Source organism: Bacillus chungangensis (assembly GCF_030812995.1).
GTDB classification, from domain to species: domain Bacteria; phylum Bacillota; class Bacilli; order Bacillales; family Bacillaceae_C; genus Bacillus_CF; species Bacillus_CF chungangensis.
In genome coordinates this window covers 1-26,528 of sequence record NZ_JAUSTT010000012.1, presented here as the reverse complement: position 1 = coordinate 26,528, position 26,528 = coordinate 1, and the positions used below count along the sequence as shown (strand labels likewise).

The window sequence follows — 26,528 nt, the reverse complement described above, 5'->3', positions numbered from 1 at the left end:
AGGATGTTCTGTAAAAAAATAAGAACAGGGTAATTTTTTCGCCCTGCTTTTATGAAATTTCTTTACTGTTATGCTACTACTATTGTGTTGATCAGAGTTTCAATTTTGCTTATTTCAGTAAATTGGTCATCATATTCAACCTCGATCATATAGCTTTTCATTGCTATTTCACGTATATGATCACCATCATTTTTTGCCTATGATGGCTAGTTAATTTTTTTAACTTGACAAAGTGACACGTGTGTCGCATAATTTATTCATCGACACATGTGTCACTTTTGTATTGTAAGTAAGTAAGGAGAGATATCTATATGACATCAAAAGCTATTGAGAAAAAAAATTATATTTTAGAGAATGCCGCAAATGTCTTTATGAGAAAGGGCTATACCTCTGTTACCATGAAGGATATTGTTGAAGAATGTGGTATAAGCCGTGGTGGGTTATACAGATACTATGGGTCAACAAAAGAAATTTTTGAGGATATTTTATCGTTAGAAAAAGAAAATGATTATTGCTATTTTATAAAATGCATGGAAAATGAGATGAATGCAATAGCAATATTAAATGAATTTTTACAACGACAGAAAAATGAATTACTAAACACAGAAAATACAATTAGAGTAGCAATCTATGAATTTTTCTTGTCACAAAGAAACAATCCTTTTGAGGAAGTTTTAGAAAAATATTTTAATGACGCAGTTACTATTGTTTCCAAAACGCTTTCTTATGGAATTAGCAGAAAGGAAATCGCTCATTTAGATGTTATAGATATAGAGAAAACGGCAAGGCACATCGTAATTTTACTTGAGGGATTAAATCTTCTATCTATGAGTATATCTATTTCGCCTGAGCTAATACAAGAACAAATCGACATGATCTTGAAAACAATCATTTATAGAACTGGAGAATATAATGAAACCAATTATAAGAGCAGAAAAAATTACAAAAAAATTTAATGAAAATGAAACAGTATTAAATGGAGTGGATTTATCAATATCTTTAAATTCATTTAATGTAATACTTGGTGCAAGCGGCTCCGGCAAAACCACATTGCTGAATATCATGTCAGGGCTGTTAAAGCCCACATCAGGAAAGATATATTATCAAGAATTAGAGATTACATCCTTTAGCAATTCACAGATGTCATATCTAAAGAGAAATGAAACTAGCAATATATTTCAAAATTATCTCTTACTGCCAAATTTAACAGTTGCCGAAAATATTCGGATAGGAATTTCCCCAGTTAGAAAGTCATTGCCTTTCAATGAGGTAACTGAAATGCTGGGAATTGATGATATTCTAAATAAGTTCCCTTCTCAACTTTCCGGAGGACAACAACAAAGAACCTCTATCGCAAGAGCGATCATCAAAAATCCAAAGGTTTTATTTTGTGATGAAGCCACAGGCGCATTGGACGAGGATAACAGCAAACGGGTTATAAAATTATTACATCTGATAAAAAAACAATATGGTGTAACAATTATTTTCATTACCCATAATTTAAAAATTGCTAATACTGCTGAACGCATTATTACGATTAAGGATGGACTTATTCATAAAGATATGTGGAATAAAGCGCCTATCAGTGCAGATGAAATGAGCTGGGAGGATTTATTTTGATAATCCAGAAAAATGAAAAATTACTTTATAAAGAAGTGATGAAAAGCATATTAAAAAACAAGAGCTATATCATTCTTCTTTACACTTTCATCATGCTAACTTCGTTTATGTATTTCTTTGTCCAGTTTTCCATTGATAAAAATATGGAAAAACTCCAAAGCATATTAAATGCTAGCAGAGCATTTTCGGACAATCAAGCCGATTTATTTGTGGCTTTACAGTCCAACAACTCCTTGGCATGGACTTTCCTCTTATGCTTTTTGATTATGAGTGCCTTTGTATTGTATCTATTCTATAAACATTATTTTAATCAACATCAAAAAGAAATTGGTTGCTTTAAGGCATTGGGTTTTAAAGATTTTTCTATTGTAAAAACTTATATGTTTTTTACTATTTCATTGTCTTTCTTTGCCACGATAACAGGGATGTTGTTTGGTTGGATATTTTCAAGTGTATTATTAAACGCTTATAAGGTTTCATATGGGATTCCTGATATAGAAAAGGGTATCCATGCCAATAGTATATTTTACGGTGTAATTCTGGTTATTTTGGTATTATGTATGACAACTATATTATCCTGTAAAGCGTTTTACAAAAAAGAAGCCGCCTTATTGATAAATGCTATGGATATAAAAAAAGAAAAGCGGACAATCACTTTTATAGCCGATAAAGTTTCTTCTGTTTTGCCAGAAAACAAAAGATTTCCTATTAGGATTGTACTTCGCAAACCTACGACACTTATTTTATGCATTATTGCCGTTGGTGTCAGTACAAGTCTTTTCATCATGAGTATTTCCCTCTATCTAAGCAGCGATAAAATTTATCAGTCACAGACGGAGGGACACAATTATTCTTACAATGTAAAATTTGATGAAATTCATCAAGAAGTTTCAGAGGAACACACGAACTCGGTCTTATACTTAGAAGTCTCGACTTCCCTGTATACAGAAAACTACAATGAACCTATTGCACAGCAAATAATTGGCTTATCTGATGGTGGAAATTTATTAGAACTCTACAATCAGAGCGGTGAACTACTGAGTATACAAGAGAATAATGAAATATTGATTGGAGTTGCACTCCAAGAAGTATATGGTTTAAAAAAAGGTGATGAAGTTACAATTTCAATATCTGGTGAAAATTATTCCGTTATAGTTGCTAATGTGGCAGAAAATGCAGAATCTAACTGTATTTATATGTCAAAAGAGCAATTAGCTAAATGGATGCACATACCAGAAACGTCATATAATGGACTTTTAAGCACTGAAATAGATTCCACTATGACTGGACAAATTATTACAAAAGAAGAACGGTTACTTACACTTGACGAAGAGACGGTTTCGAATCGAATGAGTGCGGTAATAAATCAACTGCTTGGATGTGTTGCTGGATGTATATTAATCTATTTGGTGTTACTTCTCAACTTTCAGGACAGCTCAAAAGAAATGTTGATTTTAAATTTATTAGGATACAAACCAAAAGAGATCAACAAAATGCTCATAAGCATTTATAGACCTATTATAAATATTGCTTTCTTGTTAATGCTGTTTCCCAGTGTTGTTATATGCAAAGAGATACACAGAAGCTTATCCATACAAACAGTCGATTATATTCCGTTTCAAACCAATGTCTTTATCATATTGGGTATATTTGTTGTTATTCAAATTATTTATGCAATTGTGGAGGCGGCATTCACGACTAAAATTAAGAAAATCATTCTATCTGAAACTATTCACCACCACTTACAATAGGCGATAATATAAACCTTAAATTTTAGATGGTATCTAATAATTAGGGTACACTTCACCTTTAAGGGCGTTTTTTAGTTCTGAGGTGGATTGAAATTAGTAACTACGCTACTGTCAGCAGCATTGCATTCTCTTTCATTTTCATTTTATACATTCTATAATGAATACAACACCCTAACGAATTCAATATGTCTTTTGTTATATTTGGAGGTAAATGGATGCATTCGATTCTAGACCAAATACAGTTAAAATATCAAACACTAAGCAAGACAGAAAAAAAAATAGCCGATTATGTCATACACCATAATAAAACGTTATTGAACATTCATATTCAAGAATTAGCCGATAAAATCAATGTGTCAATCTCTACCATTACACGTTTTTGCAAAAAAATCGGAGCTTCAAGTTTTGTTGAATTTAAAATCCTTTTGCGTGATGCCGTAAAGCAAACAGATGAAACACACGATGCCATTGATGCCGTTGATCAAATTTATCACTCCGTCATCAAATCAACAAATTCTCTAACGAATATTCATGATTTTGAAACAGCGTGCAACTGGATTTTTGAAGCAAAAAGTATCCATATATATGGTATCGGCAGTTCAGGTTTATCTGCTCAAGAATTAAAGCTGCGATTAGCAAGAATGGGACTATTTGTAGATACACATACAGATTCTCACGCTATGATTATTAATGCTTCTATCCTAACTTCCCAAGATGTTATTATTGCAATATCAAGTTCAGGACAAACAAAGGAGATCATTGATGGGATACAAATAGCCAAACAGCAAGATGCCAAAATCATTGCTATCACTAATTATTCTGAAACGAGCCTAGCAAAAAACTCCGATCTCATCTTATATACTTCTAGTATTCAAACATATCGTGACAATGGCTTTATGAACAGTCAGCTATCTATCCTTTATTCTTTAGACATTTTAAGCATGATGCTTTTGCTAAATCAAGATGCTCTAAATAAAAGCAACAAAACGTTAAAAGCAATCAATGAATATAAAAAAATATAGAACCAGTTTAAGCTCTGGTTCTATACAAATCATTCTTATTATAGTTGGCATTTTTTGATTGAATCAACATACGTTTTTGTAATTATTTGCGGTCGAGTAATTGCCCCACCGACGACAACGAAGTGTGCACCATTTTCAAGCGCCATGAATGCCTTTTCGGGAGTATCGATTTTTCCTTCAGCAATGACTGGAATTGAAACAGATGCAACAATGTTCTTTAAAATGGAAAAGTCATTGTCAACAATGCTTTCCCCTTTTGTTTTTTCGGTATATCCAACAAGTGTTGTTGAAATACAATCAAAGCCCAATTGTTCTGCACAAACAGCTTCCTCAACAGAAGAAATGTCGGCCATGAATGCAACCTCAGGGTGATGGGATTTTACATATGAAATGATTGCGTCTAATTTCTCTTCATTAGGCCTTTTGCGACTTGTTGCATCCGTCGCAATAATATCTACTTCAGCAGCTAATAGTGCTTTTATTTCCTTTAATGTCGGCGTAATATAAATATCACTATCAGGATAATCTTGCTTAATAATTCCGATAATCGGCAAATCTACTTGTTTTTTTATCTCTTTAATATCGGCGACCGTATTGGCCCGGATACCTTTTGCCCCTCCTTGTAAAGCTGCTAACGCCATTCTCCCCATTATCTCTGATGAATGAAGCGGCTCATCTTCCAAAGCCTGGCATGATACAATTAATTGTTTTTCTAGCCTGTTTAAAATGTCCATGTTTAATGATCTCCTAACGCTTCCTCAACCTCATTTTTTATACTCGTGACTTCAGGTCCATAAATAATTTGTACACCATTTCCACTTGCAATCACACCTTTAGCACCTGTTTTCATCAAATCATCCTTTTGTACAAGATCGGATTGATGAACACTTACTCTTAAACGAGTAGCACAAGCATCAACATCTTTTATGTTTGCCCCGCCTCCTAAACCGGTGATGATTGCTTCCGCTCTTTCGGTTTTAGAAAAAGTAAACTCTTCCATTTCTTCTTCGCGTCCTGGCGTTTTAAAATTAAATTTCTTAATTGCAAATTTGAATGTGAAATAGTATAGGAAGAACCAAGGAACTCCAATGATAGGAACCATGATCCAATTTGTTTTCGCATTTCCTTGCAATATACCAAATAGAAGAAAATCAATGAATCCTCCAGAAAAAGTCTGGCCAATCGTTATCTCGAAAATATGAGCGAACATAAATGCAAGTCCATCATAAAACGCATGAATGACATACAATACTGGAGCTATAAATAAAAACGAAAATTCAATTGGTTCGGTAATACCAGTTAGAAAGGAAGTTAATCCAGCTGACAGCATTAAACCGAGTACTTTCTTTTTATTTTTAGGTTTTGCTGTATGGTAAATCGCGAGACAAGCTCCAAGCAGACCGAACATCATTGTAATATGCCTTCCTGCCATGAACCGTGCTGTTCCAATAAAGAATTTTTCTACATCCGGTTGGGCTAATTGAGCAAAGAATATACGCTGCGTTCCCTCAATTAATGTCCCATCGATAATCATTGAACCGCCGAGGCTCGTTGTCCAAAATGGTATATAAAAAATATGATGAAGTCCAAACGGTCCGAGTAAACGCAGCACAAATCCATAAATAAATGTGCCAACATACCCCGTCACTTCTACGAGATTGCCTAGTGAAAAGATGCCTGACTGAATCACTGGCCAAACGTAGAATAATGCAATTCCTAATAGTATGGATGCAAAGGCAGTAACAATCGGAATAAAGCGAGAACCACCAAAGAAACCTAAAAACCTAGGTAATTCGATTTTATTGTACTTTTGATGGAGCCAATAAGTCATTAATCCTAGAACAACACCACCAAAGACACCGGTTTCTAAAGATTGAATCCCTAGCACCATTCCTTGCCCTACTTCAGCAAAATTGTCTTCTGCTAACTTCCCAGTAATCGTTAACATCGCATTGATCGTCGCATTCATGACTAAATAACCTAATACTGCCGCAAGACCAGCTGTCCCCTTATCTGACCTAGCAAGCCCAATAGCTACCCCAACTGCAAAAATAATGGCCAAATTGGCAAACACAATTGAACCAGCGGAACTCATAATCGTAAAGATTGCCTGTAGCCACTTTTGATCAAGAAATGGATAAGACATGATCGTTGCTGGATTACTAAATGCTCCCCCAATTCCTAGAAGTAATCCTGCTGCTGGAAGTACAGCAATCGGAAGCATAAATGATTTTCCGAATCTCTGCGCCTTCTCGAAAAAAGCATTTTTCAATTTTTCCACCTCTAATCTACTCATTTTAGAAAATTATTTTCACATTAATTTTATTACTGAAAATCATTTTTATCAAGTGTTTTTTATTTAAATGAAAAGTTTCATTATTCTTCATCTACTGACATCTTTCGTTTTTATTGCTACGTAAGAGTATTCAATTTATAATGACACTAATTGATGAAAATCATTAATATTTTTAGATAAGGTGGAATAAATATGTTTAAAAAATTATTTGGAAATAAAAAAAATACAAATGAAATTACAATAGCTGCTCCTGTGGATGGCGAATTAGTTCCTTTAGAAGAAGTTCCTGATCCGGTTTTTTCCGAAAAAATGATGGGAGATGGTATCGCAATTAAACCTGCGAACGGCAATGTTGTAGCTCCTGTCAACGGGAAAATCCTTCAAGTTTTCCCTACGCTGCATGCCGTAGGAATACAAGCAGATAACGGTGTAGAAATTTTAATTCACATTGGACTCGAGACAGTTAATTTAAAAGGAGAAGGATTTACTGCACATGTACAAGAAGGCGATACAGTAAAACAGGGGGACAAGCTGATTACTTTTGAAGAAGCAGTCATTCAAGAAAAGGCAAAAAGCACCATTACACCTATCATTATCACTAACACAACTGACATGAAGGAAATTCGCAAAGCGAAAAATAACACAGTTGCTGCTGGACAGGATGAAATATTGTTTATTAAAAAATAATCCTTCTAAATAGGGAAACGGCGCTCAAATAGCGCTGACTTTCCTATTTAAAAAAGAAAGATTATTACCTCAATTCACATGATATTTTACTGTTTAAAATAGATATGGATCAAACCGATAAATAATTCCACTTTCGATAAAGAGATGAACTGCTCTCTTTACTTCCTCCTACTTCTCATCTTGACTTCCAAACCACTCCTATTCATTTTGTGAAATTCTAGAACGTTAACAATTTCAAAAATGCCAACAGTGCACTTGCAACGAATGATGTCCTACAGCAAAAAAATAATGCCAGCAGCTATTAAACAGTTGCCAACATTATAGTTTAGTATTAAATCACTTCTTATTTTTTTGATTATCTATTTTTTCGTGTAAATCTTTTATTTCTTTTAATCGTTCTTTTTGAATATTACAGGGTATACTCATTCGCAAAAGCGAATGAGTATACCCTGTTTGACTAATGTATTATTAAATCTCTACATGCTGTCCAACGTGATGTTTTAACGCTTTTTGATAAATCTTATGCGCTGTAACAACATCAAGGACAGCTGTTCCTACTGTTTTGAAGAGCGTAATTTCCTTTTCTGATTCTCTCCCTTTCACTTCACCAAGAATCACTTTCCCTAATTCACCATCAAAGTCGTTTTTAGAAACAAGTCCTTTTTCTAGTGGAATAATCAAATCTCCAGCTTCTGCTAGGACGCCTTCTGCTGTATCAAAGAATATTTTATCGGCATTGACTACAATGGATTCAGGCAGTTCTTGCATTTCTGGTGTATATGCGCCAACACCGTTAACATGAGCACCTTTTTTCACTAATGTGCCGTCGAATACTGGTTTCTTCGATGTTGTTACTGCTGTAATAATATCAGCATCTATTAATGCCATGTTGCTATCTTCTACTGCAATAATTTTTGTGAAATAATGAGCAAGTTCTTCCTGCATTTGTGCAGCAAATTTCTTTGCCCGCTCAAAATCAATATCGAACACTTTTACTTCTTCTAGCTTTCTTACATTTATCATTGCTTCAAGCTGTCCACTAGCTTGTCCTCCAGTACCGTATAATGCGCCGATCTTCGCGTCTTTTCTTGCAAGAATATCAGTGGCAGCACCTTGTACAGCGCCAGTTCTCAATTGTGTTAAGTAAGTGCCATCAATCATCGCTAGTACTTCCCCTGTTTTTCCGTTCATCAGCACCATTTTTGCAGGGACAGAGGGCTTACCCAACGTTATATTATTTGGAAAAACAGAAACAATCTTTATTCCAATCGCATCAAGCTCTTCTACGTATGCTGGCATAAATAAGCTTTGTCCTAGCTCTTTTGGAATGTCTATTTTTGCTCGCAGCGGAACAGTACTTTTCCCTTCTGAATAAATCCGTAAAGCTTCTTTGTCCGCTTCAATCGCATCTTTCATTGAAAAGATTTTTTTAATATCTTGTTTCGTTAACATCAACATAACCATACACTCCTGATCAATTATTTATGCAGCTTGGATGCCTTTTGCTGACTTATATTCATTCACTAGCATACTGACGCCGCTGTATAAAAGAATGGCTGCTACAACCCATTGAAGCATAGAGACATCTAAACCTTTTACTAAATAAACACCTATAAGAACACCGATTAAACCAAATGTAGAGGTAAACAATGTGATTTTTCTGCTATATTGTCCGAATTTTATAAACTCCATACTGCCAATTGGAACTGAGAACGTAGCTGCTCCCATCATAATTGGAAAAGCAACAGCTGGGTTCATGCCAAGTGCATAGATAGTTACCATCGTTAAAGCGTAAGAACCAATACCAATATTATTTAATGCCCCAAAAATAAACAAACAAATTGCAGCAAAGATTAGTTTTCCACCACTTAGACCTGTAGCTGTCCCTCCTGAAGGGATCAAATTGAATTTTCCTGCTAATATTAATACCGTCGCAATGACAAGTCCAGTTCCAATAAATCTTCTAATAACAGTAGCTGATAGTTTTACAACAAAGCGCGGCCCAATGTAGGCTCCAATAATTTGTGCAACGATACACACAACTAATGTTGTCATATCTACTTTGATGACAGAAATAAACGCTAATGCCATCACCGCGACTGGAATAACACATTGCGTATTTAATGTACCCGGAAGCTTTGTATCTTCTACTAATTTTTTCTTTCGATATAGAATAGTAGAAATAGCAAAATCAGAAATGCCAAAAGTTGAAAAGAAGAAAATAATAGATGACGAAATTGCAAGAAATAGATTACTACCAGGTTCTTTTCTCATTGCTTGTTTATTTTTATTTAAGTCTTTCAAGAATTTGATAGCAAAAATCCCATTTACGATGACTATTAATGTTAGTATGATGGTCGTCACAGTGTTCATAAGCTTCAATCCTCACTCTAATTTATTGTGTGTAAAAATGCTTCTTATCCCTTTTAATTCACTGCCAAATTGGCGTTTTGCATCTTCTCCCAAAGCCTGAATAAGCTTTAGACAGTATGCATCGTGGCTTATGTTTTCCTTTGCTAGAAAAACCATAGGCGTACTTTGTGTCCAAATTACTTCAGCGTTTTTATCATTTTGAATATGGCCAAAAATAACTTCTTTCGAGTCAATAACGATATTAATCCATCTGCCGCCGCTTTCTTTCAACTTTTCTTCTTCAAATCCATGCTTGTAATAATTTTGCAGGTCTACATCATAATCGTGATTACTGCTGTAAAGAATGATGACTACTTGGTCGAGCCTTGTTTCAACATCTTTTAGCTCATCTATAATATGTTCAATATCTTCTTTCCAAACTTGAACATACACATTCGTGTTGGCAGCGTTTAATAAATGTTTACATTTATTAAAAATATTTTTGTATCCACGGATATACCAAAACATTTCCAGATCCATCGTTTGACGATAATTTTTCAGTTCTTCACTGACTACTAGAAGGTTTTCATCCACAGTGCTTTTTATATTTTCAATAAACTCATCAATAGGCACAGCACTATAATTTACTGGGCTTGTTTGCTTAGAAACAACAACGCACCCTTTTTCCATCAATATTTCCAAAATGTTATATACCTTTGAACGAGGGACAGAAGAGTTCTTGCTTATTTCGTACCCAGTTCCAGCACCATTTTTTAACAAAGATATATATACTTTTGATTCTGATTCGGTAAAATTAAAACTCTTTAATAATTGAATGATTTTTTCCATGCTACTTCACCTCATATAGATAAATAATCTCCCTTCACTATACTTTATTTTGCTGCAAAATGAGGAAAGTAACAAAAATGTTCATTACTTTGTGAAACTTTTCACATGTGATCGTACTTAGTAGCTACCTTTGGTAACTATTATATACGATTTTTTTGAGTTTGTGAATATATTCACAAATTTGACAAGATAAAAATGAAACTCCTTGAGTGGAGGTTTTCTCCTATCCTCCACTGATAAGAAGTAGAACAAAGGCAAGATCGCAACGTCATCGAAAAGGAAACCGCTTTTCTTCGTGCGATGTCGATTCAAGAAGTTTTCCTTATCCTATTGACCCGAACCAATCGGTCATTTGATTTTTAGTTATCCTCCACCTAGCGCTTCTGATTCCTCTTACCTTAAGGTGTGGGTCTTACTGCCAGTTAGATGTGGTGTGACATAGATATATTCGAATGATCAATCTTTGTTCAAAAAAAGAAACCACAAAAAAAGAGAAACAACTTCGTTGCCTCTCTTTCTATCATTTCTACTTAAATGCCATGGCAGCTTTTACTGCTTTTTTCCAACCGTCATAAAGAGTGTCTCTGTCCTCTGCAGCCATCGATGGTGTAAAACGTCGATCCATGTTCCACTGGGAAGCTATGTCGTTTTGGTTCTTCCAATAGCCAACTGCAAGCCCAGCTAAATATGCTGCGCCAAGGGCGGTCGTTTCACTTACTTCTGGACGTTCTACAGGTACATGAAGTACATCACTTTGGAATTCCATTAAGAAATCATTCATCACTGCCCCGCCGTCAACACGCAATGTTTTTAATGAAATGCCTGAATCAGCCTCCATCGCCTGCAAGACATCCCTCGTCTGATAAGCCAGTGATTCCAAAGTAGCACGAATAAAATGCTCCTTTGTCGTTCCTCTAGTGATGCCAAAGACAGCGCCTCTCACCTCACTGTCCCAGTATGGAGTGCCAAGCCCTACAAAAGCAGGAACAACATAGACGCCTTCTGTTGACTGCACCTTTCTAGCATATGTTTCGCTGTCCTTGGCTTCCTTGAACAATCTTAGTCCATCTCGAAGCCACTGGACTGCAGAACCAGCAACAAAAATACTGCCCTCTAATGCATACGTTATTTTTCCATTTAATCCCCAAGCAATCGTCGTTAACAATCCATGATCTGAAACAACTGCCTTTTCACCTGTATTCATTAGCATAAAACAGCCAGTTCCATACGTATTCTTCGCCATTCCTTCTTCATAGCAAGCTTGGCCGAACAATGCTGCTTGCTGGTCGCCGGCAATGCCAGCAATCGGCACCTCTTGACCGAAGAAATGATAATCGGCAGTATGTGTGTAGATGTCTGAAGATGGCTTCACTTCAGGAAGCATCGCTTTCGGAACACCTAAAATGTCAAGCAATTCATCATCCCATTTAAGCTCATAAATGTTATACATAAGCGTTCTTGACGCATTAGAATAATCCGTTACATGAGCCCGTCCCCCTGACAGCTTCCAAATGAGCCAAGTATCAATCGTCCCAAACAATAGCTCTCCTTTTTCTGCCTTCTCGCGCGCTCCATCGACATGATCTAATATCCACTTTACTTTTGTTCCCGAAAAATAGGCATCAATTAAAAGTCCTGTTTTTTCACGAAAAATTTGATCATAGCCTTTTGCTTTTAAGTCTTCGCAAATTTCTGCTGTTTGCCGCGACTGCCAGACAATTGCATTGTAAATAGGTGTACCTGTTTTTTTATCCCAAATCACCGTTGTCTCCCGTTGATTTGTAATGCCGATCCCTGCCACTTGCTCTGCCTTAACGTTTGCTTCTGATAAGCAAGAAGCAATTACTGCTAGAATCGATCCCCAAATTTCATTAGCATGATGTTCAACCCAGCCTGGTTTTGGGAAAATTTGAGTAAATTCTTTTTGCGCAACATGAACAACCCTGCCCGCCTTATTAAACAAAATTGCTCGTGAGCTTGTTGTTCCTTGATCAAGTGCTAACATATATTTCTCCATCTTTATTTCCCCCTAGAAACATGTTTTTCGAAGCAGCATTAGTTGAAACGTAATCAGCTGGCAGTCGTCTCCCCTGGTCACCACTGTTCGTATTTTTATTTAGGGGCGGATCTGCCAATATTCCATGTCAACTTTAAATGCCGTTTATTTGTAAGCAACAGTTTTTTTGTGAGAAGCTATCCTTGGTTTACTTGCAAAATAGGAAATCAGCAATACAACAATGATAACGGACAGTACATACCATAAATGATTTGTCCACTTCCCTTCAAAAATTGCCTTATAAAATAACCCTCCAAAAGCACCTCCTAGAAGTGGACCAACAATCGGAATCCATGCATACGGCCAGTTAGACCCTCCCTTTCCTGCTATCGGCAAAATAAAATGAGCAATTCGCGGTCCAAGGTCTCGAGCAGGGTTAATGGCATAGCCAGTTGTGCCGCCAAGCGACATACCGATTACAACAATTAAAAGTCCAATAATCAATGGATTTAATCCATCTGTAAATGTATTCGCACCAATTGCTAATATACCTAATACAAGAATAAAAGTACCGATCATCTCACTGATTAAATTTGAAAAGAAATGCGGAATTGCAGGCGCCGTAGCAAAAGCGCTCAATTTCAGAGCTGGGTCCTTCGTTTCCTTCCAATGCGGTAAATAATGTAAGTATACAATAGCTCCACCAATAATAGCACCCATTATTTGTGCAATCATGTAAGAAAGTACATTTTCCCAAGGAAATGAACCATGAAAAGCGAGTCCAAGTGTCACGGCTGGATTCAAATGAGCGCCACTAAATTGGCCAACGGTATAAACGCCAACGGCAACTGCTAATCCCCAGGCAAATGTAATAACGATCCAGCCGCTTCCATTTGAATAAGTTTTTTTTAGATTGGCACCAGCAACAACCCCACATCCCAACGTAATTAAAATCATTGTACCGATAAGTTCACCAACAAATGCTGTCATGTATAAATGCTCCTTTCTTTATCGAAATTTTTCGCAAAGAAAATAAAAAGAGATCCATACAAAACAAGCCTTATGATAATAAAGGTGTTCTGTGTGGATCTCTTATTCTCCGTCCTCCATATTAACTTATGCTACATCTTAGCAAATGATGAAAACGCTGTCAACTATTGGTCCCTTTAAAAAAGTTGCAGCTGTATGAACATCCATCGCTATGATATGTCTTCTTTCAGTTTATGAAGCTTCTCCTAATTCATCATCTACTTTAATCGGTTCCCCTTTATTTAAACGTTTTTTCAAACCATTTATAAAGGCAAACATTGCTGCAATCGTAATGAGTGCTGCACCAGCATAAGAAATCGGTTTTGACAGGTGAAAGCCAATTGGTGCATGGAGAATATAGGTAAAGGTTACCATCGTTATAAAGAGCGCTGGAATAGTAGCAATCCAATGGTTTTTCCGCTGCAAACCTAAATACATCGCTCCTACCCATAAAGCAATCATTGCTGTCGATTGATTTGCCCATGAAAAGTAGCGCCATAAAATATTAAAATCAATTTGTGTCAACCCAACAGAAATGACGAACATTGGTAGCGCTATCCATAAACGGCTGCTAAATTTTTTCTGGCCAACTCTCACATAATCAGCAATGATCATTCGTGCGCTTCGAAACGCAGTATCACCAGAAGTAATTGGAAGCACGATCACACCTAATATTGCCAACGTTCCGCCAAATGCACCTAGTGACATGATAGACAATTCACTTACAACGGCAGCGGGCCCGCTTTCCTTTAGGATTGTATTCAATTCATTTGCATCAAATAAACTCATCGCTGCTGCTGCCCAAATCATGGCGATAATTGCTTCTGTTATCATCATCCCATAAAAAATTTTTCGCCCCTGCTTTTCATTTTGTGTCGTCCGCGAAATGATTGGTGATTGTGTAGCATGAAAACCTGATAATGCCCCGCAAGAAATCGTTAAAAAAAGCAGTGGAAAAATCGCTAATCCATCTGGATGTAAATTTTCCAGCGTAAGTTCTGGAATTGGTGCTCCCTTTACGATAAGAGCGCCTCCAATTCCAACTGCACTAATAAGCAAAAGTAAACCAAAAATCGGATAAAGTCTCCCAATAATTTTATCAATCGGTAAAATTGTCGCAACAATATAGTACAAAAATATAATGGCAACAATTGTACCTAGCGTAATCACTTCCGGCGTCAGCCCGTCCAACAAAGAAGCAGGCGCCGAAACAAATACGGTTCCCACTAAAACAAGCAGCAGAATTGAAAAGGCGTTAACAGCATGTTTCATCGTTTTCCCAAGAAATTTACCTGCTAATTCCGGTAAATGAGCACCTCGGTTGCGGATAGATATCATCCCCGTTAAATAATCATGGACACCGCCCGCAAAAATCGCTCCTAAGACAATCCAGAGAAAAGCCACTGGTCCATAAAGTGCGCCCATAATAGGGCCAAAAATCGGACCAACTCCTGCAATATTCAAAAGCTGAATCATTGCATTCCGCTTCGTATTCATCGGAACATAATCTACGCCATCTGCCAATGTATAAGCTGGCGTTGTTCGCTCCTGCCTGCTTCCAAAAATGTTTTCAACTAATTTTCCATAAGTAAAATAGCCAGCAACTAAGATAATAATAGCCACAAAAAATGTAATCAACGTACTCTCCCCCTTTCATTCAATTATAAGGAGTTTACGCCAAATTGCCATAATTTTGTCTAAACTGGCGAATATATGTAATAACGGTCTCCTAACACTAAATGCAATTAGACAACGTTATTTTAACTGGATCTCCGAAAAGAATTCTCCCACTTCTAAATATGAAGGGCATAGCTAGCCCAATGAAAGTGGGAGATGAATTTTCGGTTGCCGTAAGCCAAAAGATTGTTCTATGATATAGTCTATACAATATGGAGTTTGATAGCACTATAAAAAACCATGTACATGTTTATAGGCACATCCGAATAGTAAGTTATCAAAGTTTCTAAATGTGCATAAGCGTGCAAGTTCTCTTCTAATAAAACGTGACTTTCCCATTGTTCGCAAAAAACTTTGGATAGATAGCTAACAAAAGTATCTAGTTCCCAAGAAGCTCCCACTTCAGTCAGACCGCAAGGTCGATAAGTGGTGAGTGGTTCACAACATCCTTCATCAAATCCACATCCTAACTCTCATTACATTTTTTTTGATAATAGTCAAAATATATCAGGTTATTTACAAAAAAACACGGAAATATAAAGGATTTTTTTTACGGGACTCGAATACTATTTAATGAAAGTAGAATTTCACCAGGAAGGGGACTTCTTTCCCCCTTCCCGGGTGTTAGCTTACAGGTTTCAACGATATTTAAAGTGAGATATGAGAAACAAGAGATCGGGGATTGGGCATGTTCATTTGCTATTTCCAGTCAACTCACCTCGATAACATGCTAGACGCTCGATAGGCCTTGAGGCAGGGGTCTAACAACAGGATCGTTTTTTCATGGAGGGGATAATAGTCATGAATATAAGAAAAGGGAACATAGCCGATATAAAAGGCATTGCCAAAGTTCATGTTGATAGTTGGAAATCAACATACGACGGCATCGTTTCGCGAAATTATCTCGATGGGCTCTCCTATGGAGAACGAGAAGAAAAATGGAGACATGTTTTTAAGCAAGGCTTTTCCTCATCCTCGCTCTTTGTAGCTGAGAATGAGCATGGTGAGATTATCGGATTTGCCAATGGCGGCAAAGAGCGAACTGGCAAATATAAATATGATGGTGAATTATATGCCATTTATCTTTTAAAAAAATATGCAAGACAACAGATAGGCAAATATCTACTAAAACAAGTTGCTTTGGATCTTTTTACAAAAGGCTACCAATCGATGCTCGTTTGGGTGCTAGCTGAAAATCCATCGAGACACTTTTATGAAGCTTTTAATCCAGTAGAAGTGGATACACAGCAAATTAAAATTGGCAGCGATACCTTTGAAGAAATTGCCTATGGATGGGAACATTTGCAAAATTTGCTCAATTAGCCAGCCACATTTGGACAATGCATTCCCTTTCATGTTTCATCATACATACCTTCGTTCATAACCGCCATACTGGGATGGGGCATTGTATCAAAGTAAGATGTGTTCGCTCATTTCTCACTAAACGTAAGCTAGCATTCTCAATGAAGTTAGAAATCTAAAAATTTGCCCGTAGCGCATGATAAAAAGGAGGAAACATCATTGAAATCAAACATATCATTCTCCAAAAATATCTCATTCCAACTGCTAGTGCTCACGATGGCAGTGATGCTTGCTGTCGGTGGAACGATAGGGTCTGTTAGCTATTTCTATGCCAAAAAAGCATTGAATAACAGCAGCAAGGTAAATGTAGAACAGCTGATGAGTTCAGGAATTCCAGCTCTTGAACAGCTGCAAGAAGAAGTAGAGACTGGCAATATCAGTAGCAAAGAAGCTCAAGAAAAAGCTGAAACAGCCATTTACGGTTCTAAAGGCTCTGATACATCAATACATACAATGAAATGGCTGCTTCTTTTGATGACAATAGCAACGGCAATTGTTGGGGCATTATTAATCTTTATTGCAGCAAGAAACAAATTGCAATTCTTAAAAAAAGTGTCAGCAAATTACTTGCAGTTGGCGAACGGCGATTTAACAGAAGAAAAATTGAAAGAGTCTAGAGATGAAATTGGACAAATAAGTATTTCGTTTAATCAAATAATTGGCAAGCTCCGCACTTTATTTCATGAGCTTCAAGATACAAGCTCAAGCCTTCTTGCAACAACCAATGAACTTACTGCTGCGTTTTCAGAAACTGCTGCAAGCAGCCAAGAAGTCGGAAGTGCAATGAATGAAATTACGAAAGGAGCTGTTTCTCAAGCAACTGATCTAGAAGAAACGAATGGGCATGTTCAAGAATTAACAGAATCGATCTTAAAAATGAACAAAGAAAATGAAGCGATGAAAAAAATTACTGCTATTTCCGAGAATGCCACCTTAACAGGCAAAGAAATGATGGTCGCATTAAAAACAGCTAACGATGAGGCGATTCAAGCCTCTGATCAAATTAGTCTTGGCATCACTAGTCTTTATAATAAAATACAAGATATTTCAAACATTACGGATACAATCAACAACATCTCTCAGCAGACTAATTTGTTGGCATTAAACGCTAGCATTGAAGCTGCTAGAGCTGGCGAGCATGGCAAAGGATTCGCTGTTGTTGCCGATGAAGTTAGGAAACTAGCTGAAGAATCAAACCATGCAACTCAACAAATACAAGAGATGATTGCTGGAATAGAACAAGAAACAGAAGGTACAGTGACCGCGATGGCTACTACAATTTCAATTTCAGAACAATTAAGTCAAGCGGTCGGCAATACAGAGTCGGAATTTAATAAAATCTCTAGCACTGTCCAACAGCTGGCAGAAGCTATTGAGAAATTGAATGATGAAATTCAACATGTCACAGAGCAAAGTAATAAAATTATTCATGCGGTTCATAATGTTTCTTCTGTTTCTGAAGAAACAGCGGCTTCTGCGGAACAAGTGACAGCATCCGTCACTGAACAATCACATTCCATTTCAAAGATAGAAACGCTAACAGGAAGCTTAACAGCATTAAGCAAAAAGATCGATGCAGCTCTTCAAAAATATCGTTTATAATCGTGATCGGAAAAAGATATGAAGAAAAACAGGCTAAAAGTTTTTTAGCCTGTTTTTCATTTTTCGTAATTCAGTTACGAACGATAGCAGCACGAATAAATGCGCATCACATTCTAGTGTTAGGAATCAGCTTTTTTCCCATATGTTTTTTTCATTTCCATAATCGATACAATTTCAGTCTTATCCCGCTTAGAGAGCTGGCGAAAAAGAAGCAGCAGATGCTGTTCATCAGAAGATGGATAACATTCTTGTTCTGGTTTATAAAGTTGAGTTTGTTCGGCAATATTTGGTTGTATCTTTTCACTCGCAGCCTTATGACGATGTACAAAAGTCAAAAGTAAATAGTATAAATACTCAAGGGATTCCTTATTTATTGAAACAGAAGCATTTTCTGCTTTCATCCACTGACAAAAATATGAGACGGCCTTCTTAAATAACAATGGGTCTTCAATCTCATTCCGTTCAACTATCGAGTGGATAAGTGCTTCCTCCTCATTTGTTAAATCTCCCATCTTTGAAACGGCAAGATACTCATCAAATTCTACTCCGGTTAATAACCAATCAATTGACACGTTGAAATATCGAGCAATACGAACAATAAAAACAGAAGATGGGTGAGTTTTTTCATTTTCCCAATCACTTATTCGACTAGAAGAGGTGCCGATATGGCTTCCTAATGATGCCATTGAAATGCCTTCTAACTTTCTTAACTGTTTTAAACGTTTACCAAAACTCATGTCACTCACTCCATTTTAAAACAATTTTACTATCTCACTCCATTTTCGTAACAAAAAGGTTGCTTTTACTCCTAATTCGTAGTAAAATAGAATTAATCAAAAGCATAGTCTCGGTTTCATTTCATCATGGAAACATCTCTCATTTCTGTAAACGCTTTTTATGCTTTTGATAGATGGAAATAAATCAGCCAATGTTGGTGGATCATCTTCTAGTATTGAGAGACAGCATATTACTATTCTACTTTTTCAACATAGAGATGAACGGCGTTTAGGTGATAGAACACAGCTTCCCTTCCGTTTCTTAAACATTGGGCATCACACAGAGTGATGATAGGCATCTGCATATAACAAACTCATAAATAGCCTCTTCTTTTATTCTTACGTACACGCACGATCTGGACATAACAAAAAGAATATGTGTGACTAAAAAGAAAAGGTCTACTAAACAATGCTATTTCATGCTATCCCTGGTGTCGCATGAAGTCATTTATTAAGTTTGCATTTATCAGAGACGCATATGAAACGGCAGAAACGCTTACAAAAAGAAGAGGAGCCCAATACAAGTTATAACATCAGCACAGCTTGTTTCTTATCCCGCCGTCATTTCCATCACCTTAAAAACACTGGGCATACCACTACTACTATCAAAAAATTGAATTGAAACCGAGGAAACCATTTTAAAGCGAGGATCAGCTAGCATCTACTTGCCTACTTCTGCAAGAAGTATATAAAATCAGCTTTGTATAAGTACTTTCCCTGCTTATACTCCGACTGAAACAAGACACACGGACACGTTTATCCCATTACCCTAAGCCCAAAGGGTTCGTGCTTTCGTCATTCTTTTCCATGTGCATGGAGATGTCTGCTGGTCTTCGCAATTTTTTAAAAACAATTGAACTTATACATCCAAGGCAATGCGTTCGTTATTTGTATGAAGACAGTAATCAATTTCAAATGACCCAAGTTTGAGATGATCAAATCGTAACTTGATTACGTATACTTTTAGGATATCAAAAACAAGTGAGAAGTGGAACTTTCATTCATACAAGTAAAGAAAATGTGCAGAGTTTGTTTCTTTCTACAGCTAAACAGGAGGGTTTACATGCGTATTTTTCAATATACATATGGTTATGTTTTAAGACAAGCAGGCTATGCGCTGATAAAAAGTGCAGATACTTTTGATTTCAAAGCAACAACTGATATTGATGAAGCAAATCACTATGCGCTGCAGACTTTTATCCGTTTTAAACAAATCTTTGAAGGATTGCAGCAAGAACAAAAGTCCCAATATTCAGCTAAATTTATAGAGTTAAAATAAACCAGTCTGATTCATTTTACTATTTTATCTTACAAACGGTGGCATTACGTTCTTAATGGAGAGATTTCTGTCCATAGATTGCGAAAGGTAAGCGGCATAAGGGATGTTTCTCAACCAATTGATCTTAAATACAAAATCACAGTGTAAAATGACCCACACAGCACTCCATACACATTTAAAAACAGATCACATATCCTTATAGTAAGCGTCACACAAATATTTATGCCTTAAAAAGGGAAAGGAGATACAGCCATGGGGTAAGAAAACGACCGATTACTCCGCTTGGATGGGAAATCAAACGCCGTCTTGCTGAGTTGCAGCTTACGCAGAAAGAATTTTGTGAAAAAAACCAAATCCCTATGACGCGCTTATCTGAAATAATTTCTGGTACACAGCCAAACAAAAAAATTCGTGAACGAGTCTTAAAACTTCTCCATATATCTTCCTAATTCAAATTCAAAACCCTTCACAATGGGGTTTTTCTTTTCTTCCAATCGCTTTTGAGTATTGAAGCGGACCCATTTACTCCCTTGCCTTTTTAAAATGTGAAGCAACCTTCTTTTTTATCATTTAACTCGCTAAGCTTTTTATAAAGTCTTTTCCTTGAACCCTAATCGAAAAAACGTCTCCCCATGGCATTTTGTCTAATCCTAAATTTTAGGTTTAATGACGCGTCTCAGCAAACCCTCACTGTATAGCATTCATCTTTTTTGGTTTCCACCCTTTTAACTTAGACTGTTCATTTAGACTTGCTTCTGTTTGTCCCATTTTTTCATAAAAACAATGTAGACAAAAATAGAAGCAATTACGATCAATACCAGGAAGATTCCGATCACCGGGTATCCAAGCCGAAAAGCAAAAATTGAAAAAATAATCAATGCAAGCGTAATAAAGGTGCCAAAAAACAAAGTGGCATAGTAATAAACTTTTTCCACAATCATCCCTGCCTATTATTCATTTTCTCTAAGCGTATCATATTCACTCTGTTTAATGCTATTTTATGAGAATGTTTTTTCTTTACTAGTGAAGACTTTACGCGATACACTATATAAAGTGAAACTTCCATGAGCGGGAGTTTTCTTTTATCCCCCACTCATAAAGAGTAGAACAAAGGCTAAGATCGAAAGCGTCCTAAAAAAAGAAAACCGCTATTTCTTCGTGCGATGCTGCTTATCCAGGGCGACCCGAACCAATCGGACATTCGACCTTCAGTTATCCCCTACCTAGCGCTTCTGACTCCTCTTCCCCCCTAAGGTGGGGATGTTGACTTGCCAGTTAGATGGGGATAAAGATAGGAAAGATCATATATAAGGAGTGTGATAGTATGAATGTGTTGAAAAAAGAAAAGTTTATTGCTAGTTTTTCAGCAACCCACTCGCCTGCCTATACGGTGGAACTTAATGAAACGTTTTGTGTCGAAACATTCGATTGCTATGGCGGGGCAATAACAAGTGAAAAACAGCTTCGCAAAGAAGTGCAAATTGATCATCTGAATCCAGCTACTGGCCCAATTTACATCAATGGTCTAAAGGAAAAAGAAACACTTTGTGTGGAAATCATAAAAATAGAAACAGAAGCGTTTGGCGTCATGGTGCTTTACCCTGGGATGGGGCCGCTTGGAAAACACGTTGACGTGATGGATACAAGAATCTTGCCTGTCCGAGATGGAAAAGTTATCTTTCGTGATGACTTGCAAATAGAAGCAAATCCAATGATCGGTGTGATTGGAACCGCCCCAAAAATTGGAGAAGTAAAATGTGAATCACCTGGCGACCATGGCGGCAATTTGGATACAAAATATATCACAGCAGGCAGCAAAGTATATTTGCCTGTTTTTCATGACGGCGGCCTGCTGGCACTTGGCGACTTACATGCTGCAATGGGAGATGGCGAACTAAACGGTTCTGGCGTCGAAATTGGCGGGAGAGTCACAATGAAAGCAACGAGTTTCCAGCAGGAAATTTCGATGCCGATTGTAGAAACGGATACAGCCTATATGATTGTTGCTTCAGATGAAACATTAGATCAAGCGATTGAGAAAGGGTTGGAGACCGCGGTCTTCACCATTCAAAAACAGCTTTCCTTATCCTATAATGATGCGTATCGGCTTTTAAGTGCAGTTTGTGATTTGCAGATTAGTCAAATCGTCAATCCACTCGTTACTGTACGAGTTTCAATCCCTAAAAGTTTGTTAAAGCAGCCGCTTTTTACTTCGTAATTTTTAACGAATGGCATCAGCCTCCAACTTCTAATCGCAAGAAGCGAAAGAGGCAGGAGGCTGTTTGTTTGGAGTTTAGGTTTACACTTGAGTATTTACGTCGATTTTCACATCTTTAGGCACTTTTCTCTTTGCTGTGCCATTCCAAGAGAAATTTGTCCACATTCGCAGAATTTTTTCTACTGGTCCCGTACGCCAGCGTTTTAAGTACCAATGGCTAGCTGCAACTTGAATGGCGAATATAATGATCGCTAAGAAAAATCCGCCGATTACTCCTACTTTACCGAATAATCCAAAGCCATATCCATAAAATATCGTCGTACAAATGATTGTTTGCATTAAATAGTTCGTTAACGAAATCTTGCCCATGCTTTCAAACCATCTTAACATGAATGTCAGCTTCCCGCTTGCATAAATAGCTGCTAATCCAAAAATGTAGCCAATTGCCAACACATCTCCTCCTATTGTTCCGATAACCTTAAATAATACATGTTTGGAAACAAATGCAGGCAAACATTTAAAAATGATTCCGATTGGAATCAAAAGGAACGCCAGTCGCCGATACAAGGAATGATGTTTATTCGGTTCATGAAACCACTCACTTTTTGCAGCATACATGCCAAATAAAAACATTGGCATCGATAAAATCGGTATAAGCAATAGGCTAAGTAGAATGAAATATTCAGGCATTTCAATCGGATCTGCATTATTGCGATGATCCATTATCTCCATATAACTGCCGCTTCCATAAATAGTAATTGTCTCTTTCGCATAATTTTCTATTTTGGTTTTCTCATCTTTTGTTACCCCTACATTAGCAAATCCGATTAAAGAAGCAAGAATATAAGCGATAGACATCCAAATAAGCATCGTTTTCTTTTTTCGCTTTAAAAACATTAGCAAGAAAAGTCCATTAATGCCGTAATAAAGTAAAATATCTCCTTCCCATAGGAAAGTGCCATGTAGTAATCCAAGTATCAATAATAAAATAGAGCGGCGGGCAAAATATCTTTTGACCTTTAAATCTTTCCTCTCCAAACTCTCTTTCATTTTGATCATCCCGTAGCCAAACAAAAAAGTAAAGATTGGGATGAAGCTAGATTCAAACACAATTTTTATTACTTGAAAAGCTTTCTCTTCTATAATAGGAAGTGAATATAATGGAAGCTGTTCCTTTCCCCAGATGCCAAATTGAAAAATCAGCATATTAGCCATTAAAATTCCTATTAAACTAAAGCCTCTAATACCATCGATTACTTGTATTCTTGTTCCACTTTTATTCATTCTTTGTTCCACCTTTGTTTAACACTTAAGTTATCGTACTTATCGTAAAATACAAGAATTACTGGAATGAAACCGAAGGCTTACGAACACATAAATTCCCACAAAATTGTTAAGTACACGTTAAGGTTTATATGCTATTCTAACAAGGAGGTGTCAAAAACAATGGAAAATGCAAAAATCTTACTCGTTGATGATGAAAAATCGATCGTTAAAATGATTGAAACTGTACTTAGAAAAGAAGGATTTCAGCATATATATACAGCATATACAGCCAAGGACGCGCTAGAGATCGTGGAAGAGCATGCACCAACAATGATTATCTTAGACGTGATGCTGCCAGATCAAAGTGGATTTGATATTTGTCCGAAAATCCGCGAAACATCTGATGCTCATATTTTATTTTTAACAGCGAGAATCTCTGACCTAGATGTTTTAACAGGGTTTGCGATTGGCGCAGATGATTATGTAACGAAGCCTTTTAATCCTTTAGAAATTGCTGCGAGAATTAAAGCGCGGCTTCGAAGAGGAACGATAACACAAACGGAAATAAGAGAAGAAAATAGAAAAAAACGCTACGATTTCGGCAGATTTGTCGTTGATGAAGATGCTGGAGAATTGATCGTCAATGGAGAGGTTGTTTCCTGTCCGGCACAAGTGTTTTTACTGCTGCTCTTTTTTTGCAAGCATCCTAATCGTGTCTTTTCAAAAATACAATTGCTGGAGCATGTATGGGGATTCGATAATTATGTAGACGATAACACTGTTATGGTTCATATTAGACGAATCCGCGAACGAATTGAACCGAACCCTAGCCAACCAACCTATCTTTTAACGATTAGAGGTTTAGGCTACAAGCTTGTAAAGGAGCGATAATAGGGTGAAGTCTATTAAAAGAAAAATTGCCCTCCAATTCACCATGCAGTTTTTTATCGTTTCTGTTTTTGTATTTTGTCTCTTTCTTTTCTTGCTCTTTCTCCTTGTTCATTACTTAGTAATAGACGAGATGAAGCGCAATTTTCCGGTAGGAGCCATCGACTTGATTGTTTCTGAAACAGATGTTTCTAACGGAGTCGCCACCGTTCCTTCCGATTTGCAGAAACAAATAAAAGAAAATAATATGTGGCTGCAAATTGTCGATAAAGAAGGAAATGTCATTTATTCGATTGCTGCACCGGCTGAATTACCAAATACATATACAGCCCCTGAATTAATTAAGATAGAAGAAACAAATCGTTTCAAAACATTTCATGTACAAGCACAAATCGACACCATGTTTAATGATACAAGTCTATTTCTATTAGGCTATGAAGATCATTTTGCTAAGAAACTAGAAGAATGGGCAAATGAATTTGGCACGAATGGCGTACTCACACCTGAATTCACCGCTGAAATAGAAAAAAAAGTAAGTGATATTGACGGTTACTTGCACATTATGGATAAAAACGGAAATATCATTCAAGCAATTGGTGATCAAAATAATATGGATAACTTCTCCCCTCTTGATGTCTTAAAGAGTAAAGTTTCACCTGAAAAAGAAGATCCGAGTATTTCTATTTATCATGATCCAATCCATAATCAAACATGGATGCTTTATCGTTTGAAAAGTGAAAAGCAGCCTATCATGCAGCCAATTATGATTAAAAAAATGATCTTGGTGCTCCTTGTATTTTGTTTAATTGTTCTTCTGATGAGCATTGGCTTTTCAGCGTGGAATGCTTTTCGATATGGACAGCCGCTGCTCCTTTTCATTGGTTGGATGGAAAGAATGGAACAAGGGCTGTATGAGGAAGTACTAACAAAAAAAGAACGGAAAAAAGTATTTAAAAAAAATGGAAAGATTCGTATGAGATATCGTTTATACGAAGAAGTTATTAATACTTTCTATCTGATGGCCGAAAAGCTCGATAGGTCAGACAAAGAAAGACAATTGCTTGAAAAAACGCGTGAAGAATGGATGACAGGCATCTCTCATGACTTGCGGACACCTTTGTCTACCATTCAAGGCTATGGCCATCTTCTTGAAAGTGGACAATACGAGTGGACGAAGGAAGAGCTTCAAGAAATGGGCGAGACGATTCGTGAAAAAGGCACGTATATGGTTCAACTTGCTACCGATTTCACACTTGCCTTTCAATTAAAAAACAGTACACTGCCTCTCTCTATGAAGAAGCTTGATTTAGTAAAGATTGTTCAAGAGCAAGTATTAAAGTTTGCAAATGATGTAACAATGCAGCATGTCTCCTTTACTTTTATGGATAAAACAGAGGAGATTACCAATATCATGGCAGACCAAAAATGGTTTGAGCGAATGCTAGACAATTTTTTGTATAATGCCGTTAAGCATAATCCTGCTGGTACAGAAGTTTCTGCAATAGTAAAGCAGAGAAATCAACAAGCAATATTAATCATCACAGATAATGGCATTGGGATAGATGAAGAAACAAAGGATCATTTTTTTGATCGGTACTATCGAGGCACCAATACAGATGAAACAACAGAAGGTGCAGGCTTAGGAATGAGCATTGCCAAAGCAATCGTCGAAGCGCATCAAGGTGAAATACAATTAGAATCAACAGTTGGAAAAGGAACGACCATTACGATCAGCTTTCCACTCTATCATACAAATTAATCGTAAAGAGGTTGGGACAAAACCCACCTCTGACATGAAAAAGCCGGTGAAATTTTACGACGAGTAAAATTTCACCGGCTTTGATAACTTTTGCATTAA

22 protein-coding genes and 1 pseudogene are annotated in these 26,528 nt (G+C 36.8%); 12 read left to right on the top strand and 11 right to left on the bottom strand.

Translation table 11 applies throughout. The features are described from left to right. The first annotated feature begins 311 nt into the window (after positions 1-311). From J2S08_RS10960 to J2S08_RS10945, 4 genes are all read left to right on the top strand, one after another. The gene (locus J2S08_RS10960) at positions 312-956 is read left to right on the top strand and encodes a TetR/AcrR family transcriptional regulator (protein WP_307229452.1); all 645 of its coding nucleotides are present in this window, start codon (positions 312-314) and stop codon (positions 954-956) included. Next, positions 913-1,620, top strand: coding sequence for an ABC transporter ATP-binding protein (locus J2S08_RS10955; RefSeq protein WP_307229450.1), 708 nt, complete (start codon positions 913-915; stop codon positions 1,618-1,620). The genes J2S08_RS10960 and J2S08_RS10955 overlap by 44 nt, the downstream gene beginning before the upstream one ends. Continuing rightward, positions 1,617-3,371 (top strand): FtsX-like permease family protein, encoded by a 1,755-nt coding sequence (locus tag J2S08_RS10950; RefSeq protein WP_307229448.1) that lies wholly within the window; start codon positions 1,617-1,619, stop codon positions 3,369-3,371. The genes J2S08_RS10955 and J2S08_RS10950 overlap by 4 nt, the downstream gene beginning before the upstream one ends. A gap of 215 nt (positions 3,372-3,586) precedes the next feature. After that, positions 3,587-4,393 carry a MurR/RpiR family transcriptional regulator gene (locus J2S08_RS10945; protein WP_307229446.1) on the top strand — a complete coding sequence of 269 codons (807 nt, stop codon included), beginning with the start codon at positions 3,587-3,589 and terminating at the stop codon, positions 4,391-4,393. A 38-nt stretch (positions 4,394-4,431) separates the two neighbouring features. Here the strand turns inward: J2S08_RS10945 and J2S08_RS10940 are convergent, their stop codons facing one another. Together J2S08_RS10940 and J2S08_RS10935 are read right to left on the bottom strand one after the other, a co-directional pair. Then, positions 4,432-5,121, bottom strand: coding sequence for an N-acetylmannosamine-6-phosphate 2-epimerase (locus tag J2S08_RS10940; protein ID WP_307229603.1), 690 nt, complete (start codon positions 5,119-5,121; stop codon positions 4,432-4,434). Positions 5,122-5,129: 8 nt separating this feature from the next. Beyond that, positions 5,130-6,617: a PTS transporter subunit EIIC gene (locus tag J2S08_RS10935; RefSeq protein ID WP_307229602.1), complete on the bottom strand. Its 1,488-nt coding sequence runs from the start codon at positions 6,615-6,617 to the stop codon at positions 5,130-5,132. 264 nt (positions 6,618-6,881) lie between these two features. On the opposite strand from J2S08_RS10935, the gene J2S08_RS10930 reads away from it, so the two are divergent. Then, a complete protein-coding gene (locus tag J2S08_RS10930; RefSeq protein ID WP_307229444.1) occupies positions 6,882-7,376 on the top strand; it encodes a PTS sugar transporter subunit IIA in 495 nt (164 codons plus the stop codon). A gap of 468 nt (positions 7,377-7,844) precedes the next feature. Here the strand turns inward: J2S08_RS10930 and J2S08_RS10925 are convergent, their stop codons facing one another. The 6 genes from J2S08_RS10925 to J2S08_RS10900 form a co-directional block, all read right to left on the bottom strand. Further along, complete coding sequence (locus J2S08_RS10925; protein ID WP_307229442.1) at positions 7,845-8,834, bottom strand: ornithine cyclodeaminase family protein; 990 nt, start codon at positions 8,832-8,834, stop codon at positions 7,845-7,847. Positions 8,835-8,858: 24 nt separating this feature from the next. Next, a complete protein-coding gene (locus J2S08_RS10920; RefSeq protein WP_307229440.1) occupies positions 8,859-9,749 on the bottom strand; it encodes a sulfite exporter TauE/SafE family protein in 891 nt (296 codons plus the stop codon). 12 nt (positions 9,750-9,761) lie between these two features. Beyond that, positions 9,762-10,577 (bottom strand): TrmB family transcriptional regulator, encoded by an 816-nt coding sequence (locus J2S08_RS10915; protein ID WP_307229438.1) that lies wholly within the window; start codon positions 10,575-10,577, stop codon positions 9,762-9,764. 526 nt (positions 10,578-11,103) lie between these two features. After that, positions 11,104-12,594: a glycerol kinase GlpK gene (gene glpK, locus J2S08_RS10910; protein ID WP_307229436.1), complete on the bottom strand. Its 1,491-nt coding sequence runs from the start codon at positions 12,592-12,594 to the stop codon at positions 11,104-11,106. Positions 12,595-12,738: 144 nt separating this feature from the next. Further along, a complete protein-coding gene (locus J2S08_RS10905; RefSeq protein WP_307229434.1) occupies positions 12,739-13,563 on the bottom strand; it encodes an MIP/aquaporin family protein in 825 nt (274 codons plus the stop codon). Positions 13,564-13,794: 231 nt separating this feature from the next. Further along, entirely contained in the window at positions 13,795-15,240 is a 1,446-nt protein-coding gene (locus tag J2S08_RS10900) for a carbon starvation CstA family protein (RefSeq protein ID WP_307229432.1), read from the bottom strand. Between the two features lie 295 nt (positions 15,241-15,535). Between J2S08_RS10900 and J2S08_RS22750 the strand changes: the two are divergent. The 3 genes and pseudogenes from J2S08_RS22750 to J2S08_RS10890 form a co-directional block, all read left to right on the top strand. After that, a pseudogene (locus J2S08_RS22750) lies at positions 15,536-15,637 on the top strand (IS200/IS605 family transposase); the annotation flags it as partial. A gap of 443 nt (positions 15,638-16,080) precedes the next feature. Continuing rightward, positions 16,081-16,602 (top strand): GNAT family N-acetyltransferase, encoded by a 522-nt coding sequence (locus J2S08_RS10895; RefSeq protein ID WP_307229430.1) that lies wholly within the window; start codon positions 16,081-16,083, stop codon positions 16,600-16,602. Positions 16,603-16,857: 255 nt separating this feature from the next. After that, positions 16,858-18,243: a methyl-accepting chemotaxis protein gene (locus J2S08_RS10890; RefSeq protein WP_370875673.1), complete on the top strand. Its 1,386-nt coding sequence runs from the start codon at positions 16,858-16,860 to the stop codon at positions 18,241-18,243. A 119-nt stretch (positions 18,244-18,362) separates the two neighbouring features. Here J2S08_RS10890 and J2S08_RS10885 read toward each other — a convergent pair whose 3' ends face one another. Further along, complete coding sequence (locus tag J2S08_RS10885) at positions 18,363-18,980, bottom strand: helix-turn-helix domain-containing protein (RefSeq protein ID WP_307229426.1); 618 nt, start codon at positions 18,978-18,980, stop codon at positions 18,363-18,365. A gap of 1,102 nt (positions 18,981-20,082) precedes the next feature. Here J2S08_RS10885 and J2S08_RS10880 point away from each other — a divergent pair. Next, positions 20,083-20,298: a hypothetical protein gene (locus J2S08_RS10880; RefSeq protein WP_307229424.1), complete on the top strand. Its 216-nt coding sequence runs from the start codon at positions 20,083-20,085 to the stop codon at positions 20,296-20,298. A 743-nt stretch (positions 20,299-21,041) separates the two neighbouring features. Here J2S08_RS10880 and J2S08_RS10875 read toward each other — a convergent pair. Continuing rightward, positions 21,042-21,233 (bottom strand): hypothetical protein, encoded by a 192-nt coding sequence (locus tag J2S08_RS10875; RefSeq protein WP_307229422.1) that lies wholly within the window; start codon positions 21,231-21,233, stop codon positions 21,042-21,044. A 389-nt stretch (positions 21,234-21,622) separates the two neighbouring features. Here J2S08_RS10875 and J2S08_RS10870 point away from each other — a divergent pair, with 389 nt between their 5' ends. Further along, a complete protein-coding gene (locus J2S08_RS10870; RefSeq protein WP_307229421.1) occupies positions 21,623-22,516 on the top strand; it encodes an acetamidase/formamidase family protein in 894 nt (297 codons plus the stop codon). 81 nt (positions 22,517-22,597) lie between these two features. Here the strand turns inward: J2S08_RS10870 and J2S08_RS10865 are convergent, their stop codons facing one another. Continuing rightward, positions 22,598-23,800 carry a DUF418 domain-containing protein gene (locus J2S08_RS10865; protein ID WP_307229419.1) on the bottom strand — a complete coding sequence of 401 codons (1,203 nt, stop codon included), beginning with the start codon at positions 23,798-23,800 and terminating at the stop codon, positions 22,598-22,600. A 162-nt stretch (positions 23,801-23,962) separates the two neighbouring features. Between J2S08_RS10865 and J2S08_RS10860 the strand changes: the two genes are divergently transcribed. Together J2S08_RS10860 and J2S08_RS10855 are read left to right on the top strand one after the other, a co-directional pair. Next, on the top strand, positions 23,963-24,673 hold the full coding sequence (locus J2S08_RS10860) for a response regulator transcription factor (RefSeq protein ID WP_307229416.1): 711 nt from the start codon (positions 23,963-23,965) through the stop codon (positions 24,671-24,673). A 4-nt stretch (positions 24,674-24,677) separates the two neighbouring features. After that, complete coding sequence (locus J2S08_RS10855; RefSeq protein WP_307229414.1) at positions 24,678-26,429, top strand: sensor histidine kinase; 1,752 nt, start codon at positions 24,678-24,680, stop codon at positions 26,427-26,429. The last annotated feature ends 99 nt before the right edge of the window (positions 26,430-26,528 follow it).